Here is a 4,401-nt window from a genome sequence, read left to right on the forward strand (position 1 = left end):
AATTGCGGGAAAGGGCTATCGAGCGTTTCGTCACGGTAGAGCTGGAGCGCTGGAAGGAGTTCTGTGACACAGTCGAGAGCAAGCCTTTGACGCCTGAACAGCGGCTTTCCATCGTGGTCGACGAAGATGCAACCTTGGTCCTGGCAGGCGCAGGCTCCGGCAAGACAAGCGTCATCACAGCAAAGGCGGCTTACCTTCTACGTGCTGGCATCCGGCCCGCAGAAGAAATCCTGCTCCTCGCTTTCGCCAAAGACGCCGCGAAAGAGATGTCAGAGCGCATCGAGGCCCGCTGCGGCATGCCGATCGAGGCCCGCACCTTCCATGCGCTGGCCTATGACATCATCGGCTCGGTTGAGGGGGCCAAGCCGCCCCTCGCCGCCCATGCAACGGATGATACGGCGTTTCTCGATCTGATCAGGCAGATCCTGCGGGACCTCATGGCAAAGGTCGCCGAGGTGGCCGGCGCCTTGATCTCTTGGTTTGCCGAATTCCTAGTCGAGCAGAAGGACGACTGGGATTACAAGACCAAGCACGAATATTACAAGCAGCTGGAAAAGCTGGACCTACGCACCCTGCAGGGCGAGCAGGTCAAAAGCCGCGAAGAGCTGAGCATCGCCAACTGGCTTTACCAGAACGGCATCGCCTATGAGTATGAGCCGGATTACGAGCACAAGGTCGCAACGGGCGGACGGCGCAGCTACACGCCCGATTTTCGCCTTACCAATAGCGGCGTCTACCTTGAGCACTTCGGCGTGCGCCGTGAACGTGGTCCCGACGGGACGGAACGTCTGGTGACGGCCCCATTTGTCAACCGCGAGGAATATCTCGAAGGGATGGCGTGGAAGCGGCAGCTCCACAAAGATCAGGGGACCATCCTAATCGAGACCTTCAGCTATGAGCAAAAGGAGGGGCGCCTGCTGGAGGCCCTTCAGGAGAAGCTGGCCCCCTACATCACAATCAACCCCCGCCCCGCCGCGGAGATCTTTGACCGGGTGGTGGAGCTTGGTCAGGCCGATGCCTTCACACGCATGCTCGGCACTTTCCTTCGGCAATTCAAAAGCGGCGGCTACTCGGTCGCGCAATGCCTCGAGAAGTCCCAGGTCCTGAAGCTTGGCAAGCGGGCCCAAGCATTCCTGAAACTTTTTGAGCCGGTCTACGCGGAATACCAGCGCCGGCTGGGCGACCGCATCGACTTTGAGGATATGATCCTGAGGGCCGCGCATTATGCCGAACAGGGGCGCTACCAGAGCCCGTTCAGGCATATTCTGGTTGATGAGTTCCAGGACATCTCCCAAAGCCGCGCGCGACTGATCAAAGCCCTGAAAGCCCAGCATAGTGATGCCCGCATCTTCGCCGTTGGCGATGACTGGCAATCGATCTACCGCTTCGCGGGTTCTGACATCCACATCATGCGGAACTTCGGGCGCGAATTTGGCGGAACGTTTGGCAAGCAAGCCGGCGTGCATCGCAGCGTGGATCTGGGGCGCACCTTCCGTTCCGTCGACAAAATCGCCTTGGCCGCGCGTGGGTTCGTGCTCAAGAACCCGGCGCAGATCGTGAAAACCGTGGTGCCCGCGGGTGTGGCCCCACGCCCCGCCATCCAAATCGCCTGGACCCGCAAGGGCGGTGATGAGGCTGCCCTCTCGGGCGTCCTGCAAAGACTGGCGGGCCTGCCCGCCCCTGAAAGCCGCAAGACATCAGTGCTACTATTGGGGCGTTACCGCTTTATCGATCCTGGTCTTTACCAATTGCAAAAACGCTTCCCGCAGTTGGCCCTCAGCTTCAAGACCATCCATGCCTCAAAAGGGCTGGAGGCCGATCACGTGGTGCTTCTGAAGGCAGATGCGGGCCGTGTGGGCTTCCCATCGGAAATCGCCGATGATCCACTGCTCAGCCTGGTCTCACCCGAAGCAGAGCCCTTTGAGAACGCCGAAGAGCGGCGGGTGATGTATGTCGCAATGACACGTGCCCGCTCGACCCTGACGATTATCGCTTCCGAAGCCCGCCCTTCGGCCTTCGTTCAAGAGCTGCTCGCCGATCCGTTCTATGATCTGGATGCCCCTGCGAGCAAGGAAGGCAAAGTCGAGACATGCGCAGAATGCTCGGGGCGCATGCTGCCTGATCGCTCGAAAGAGGGCGGATTATATTACCGATGTGAACACGTCGCGCATTGCGGCAATATTCTCCCCGCTTGCCCATCATGTGGATCGGGGCTGCCGATCCGCGACAGCCGTCACAACCGCTGTTCGGCCTGCGCAGTGGAGCAGCCTGCCTGCCCATCCTGCAACGGCGGATGGCTGGTAAAGCGGGATGGGAAGTTCGGCGCCTTCTACAGCTGCACGAAGTTCCCCGTCTGCAGCGGCAAGGCGAAACTCAAAGAGATCGAAGAGCCCATCTCTGGCTTAGAGACGCGCAAACATCTCCCGAGAAGGGGTTAATACCCTTGCTGCCTCTAACCACCGCTTGGGAATTGACCCATATAAATTATGCTGACACGGCAGGGCTGCGCCTGAAAGCTCAGGATCATAGGGAAATAGTTTATCCCAACCTGCCGAGGTTTCTCTTGGACGACCATAACAACCCTTTGAAATCAGACCCATGAGGATATGCAGGCGAAATGGAATATTTCGATCGCTCGCCGCCCCCTCCGATTAACTGGCTAGGGCTATAAAATATGGCAATCATCCACCCTCTGGCAGAAGAGCCGGAATTGACCCAACTCCTCGCCCTCTGCCAAGCTGAGTTACAGGCCGCGGAGATTTGGATTTTTGGCAGCCGTGCACGTGGCTATCATCATCCGGACAGCGACTGGGATATCCTCGTCGTCACGCGAGATGACGTGCCCGAAAGCATCCTCGACCCGATCAACGTCTACAACCTGCGACGACGCTCCAAATTGAAATGCGATCTGCTGGTCGTCACCAAATCGGATTTCGAAGATGCGCAGGATTCCGTCACCACCCTGAGCTACATCGTAAAGCGAGAGGGCATAAGGATCCGTTGAAAGCCACTCGCTGTTGCGCCCTCTTTTGTGATCGGCCCCGTATTTTTTTTTCACAAGCATTCCGGCACCTCCTCCCGCAATCCATATAGTTTTTCCGCTCACCACGGGGTGGGCAAATCGTCCTCCTCTTCAGGGGTTTCAGGCTGATCCCTGCTCGGGAAATAGATTTTCACAAAGGCTTCTGCGGTTTTGCCTGACTTGGTGATGCGCAGATCGTTAGGCCAGACAAGGACCTCACTCTGATCGCCGAAGCGCAGCAGGATCTGCGGAGGGTCGGCCTTCGCACTCAACTGCCAATCTGGGCCCAGAGCGGCTGCAAGCCCCGCACAGCGGGCCAGCCACGCGCCGAAGGTCAATCCAGCTTCAGGTTCAACGCCTTGCTGATCTGCCCCGCCTGCTGCTTGCCCATTAGGCAGACCTGCACGGCGGCATCGCTGAACAGCGGCGGACAGTCCGGACGTCCAGCCCTGGGGGCAAGGCCTTCACACTCTCTCAACAATTCTTTGCAACTTAAGATTGTTTGTGTAGGCTCTGTACGGTGTAATCTTCGAACATAAAATCCAAAATTGTGAGCGTAACGATTATCCGACAGTGCAAGGTTGCAATGGAAACCCCTTCGCCACTTCATGTCTTATGCGTAAGCGATTTCTACCTTCCGGGTTTCCGCGCGGGCGGCCCTGCCAGGACGATCGCAAATTTGCGGGACGCCCTGCACCCACGCGCTGAACTTTCAGTCTTCACCCGCAGCCGGGACCTGGGCGAAAGCAAGCCCTACGCCGGGCTCCCACAGGATCGCTGGACGGAAACCGAAAACGGCTCAGTATTCTACGCAAGCGACAGGGTCTTCGGTCCGTCAGGTCTGAAAATGGCCATCTGCGCGAGGAAGTTCCACCTCCTTTATCTGAACAGTTTCTTCTCTCCAGATGCGTCGATCAGGCTTCTCCTCTCCAGAAATCTGATCCGCGAAAAATCCTTTCGGATCCCGGTGGTTCTGGCACCCCGAGGGGAATTTTCCGAAGCAGCGCTCAAATTTAAAGCTGCAAAGAAGTACCTTTACCTTCAGACAGCCAAACGGCTTGGTCTCTACAACAATATTTTCTGGCATGCTTCGACATCCGACGAAGCCCGGCAGATTGAGAAAATATTTCCCGCAGCGCAATCACGCATCTTTACCGCGATCGATGCAGTGGCCCCGCAGATGAGAAATTTTGAAACTCTGCGTTCCACAGAAGACGGGACTTTGAAAATAGCGTTCATCTCGCGAATTGCCCCTGTTAAAAATCTTGATCTGTTACTGGATCTGATGGGATCTCTTAAAAAACCGGTCGTTCTCAATCCCACATTTCCCAAGTAAGGCGCTGATTTCGCTGTCCTGACCATTATATTTCCTATATAAA

General features: G+C 56.9%; 4 protein-coding genes. 3 read left to right on the top strand and 1 reads right to left on the bottom strand.

The features are described from left to right. Both EP867_RS18860 and EP867_RS18865 read left to right on the top strand, forming a co-directional pair. Positions 1 to 2,438, top strand: a 2,438-nt coding sequence (locus EP867_RS18860) for a UvrD-helicase domain-containing protein (RefSeq protein ID WP_128490987.1), incomplete at its 5' end; no start/stop codon positions are given. A gap of 236 nt (positions 2,439 to 2,674) precedes the next feature. Further along, positions 2,675 to 3,004, top strand: coding sequence for a nucleotidyltransferase domain-containing protein (locus EP867_RS18865; RefSeq protein ID WP_128490988.1), 330 nt, complete (start codon positions 2,675 to 2,677; stop codon positions 3,002 to 3,004). A gap of 98 nt (positions 3,005 to 3,102) precedes the next feature. Here EP867_RS18865 and EP867_RS18870 read toward each other — a convergent pair whose 3' ends face one another. Then, a complete protein-coding gene (locus tag EP867_RS18870; RefSeq protein WP_128490989.1) occupies positions 3,103 to 3,360 on the bottom strand; it encodes a hypothetical protein in 258 nt (85 codons plus the stop codon). A 248-nt stretch (positions 3,361 to 3,608) separates the two neighbouring features. Here EP867_RS18870 and EP867_RS18875 point away from each other — a divergent pair, with 248 nt between their 5' ends. After that, positions 3,609 to 4,358: a glycosyltransferase family protein gene (locus EP867_RS18875; protein WP_128490990.1), complete on the top strand. Its 750-nt coding sequence runs from the start codon at positions 3,609 to 3,611 to the stop codon at positions 4,356 to 4,358. Positions 4,359 to 4,401: the final 43 nt, after the last annotated feature.

The organism is Falsigemmobacter intermedius (assembly GCF_004054105.1).
GTDB classification, from domain to species: domain Bacteria; phylum Pseudomonadota; class Alphaproteobacteria; order Rhodobacterales; family Rhodobacteraceae; genus Wagnerdoeblera; species Wagnerdoeblera intermedia.

Excerpts from the sequence above, each read along its gene's own strand:
- EP867_RS18865 (WP_128490988.1), top strand. The coding sequence starts at position 2,675 with ATGGCAATCATCCACCCTCTGGCAGAAGAGCCGGAATTGACCCAACTC.
- EP867_RS18875 (WP_128490990.1), top strand. The coding sequence starts at position 3,609 with ATGGAAACCCCTTCGCCACTTCATGTCTTATGCGTAAGCGATTTCTAC.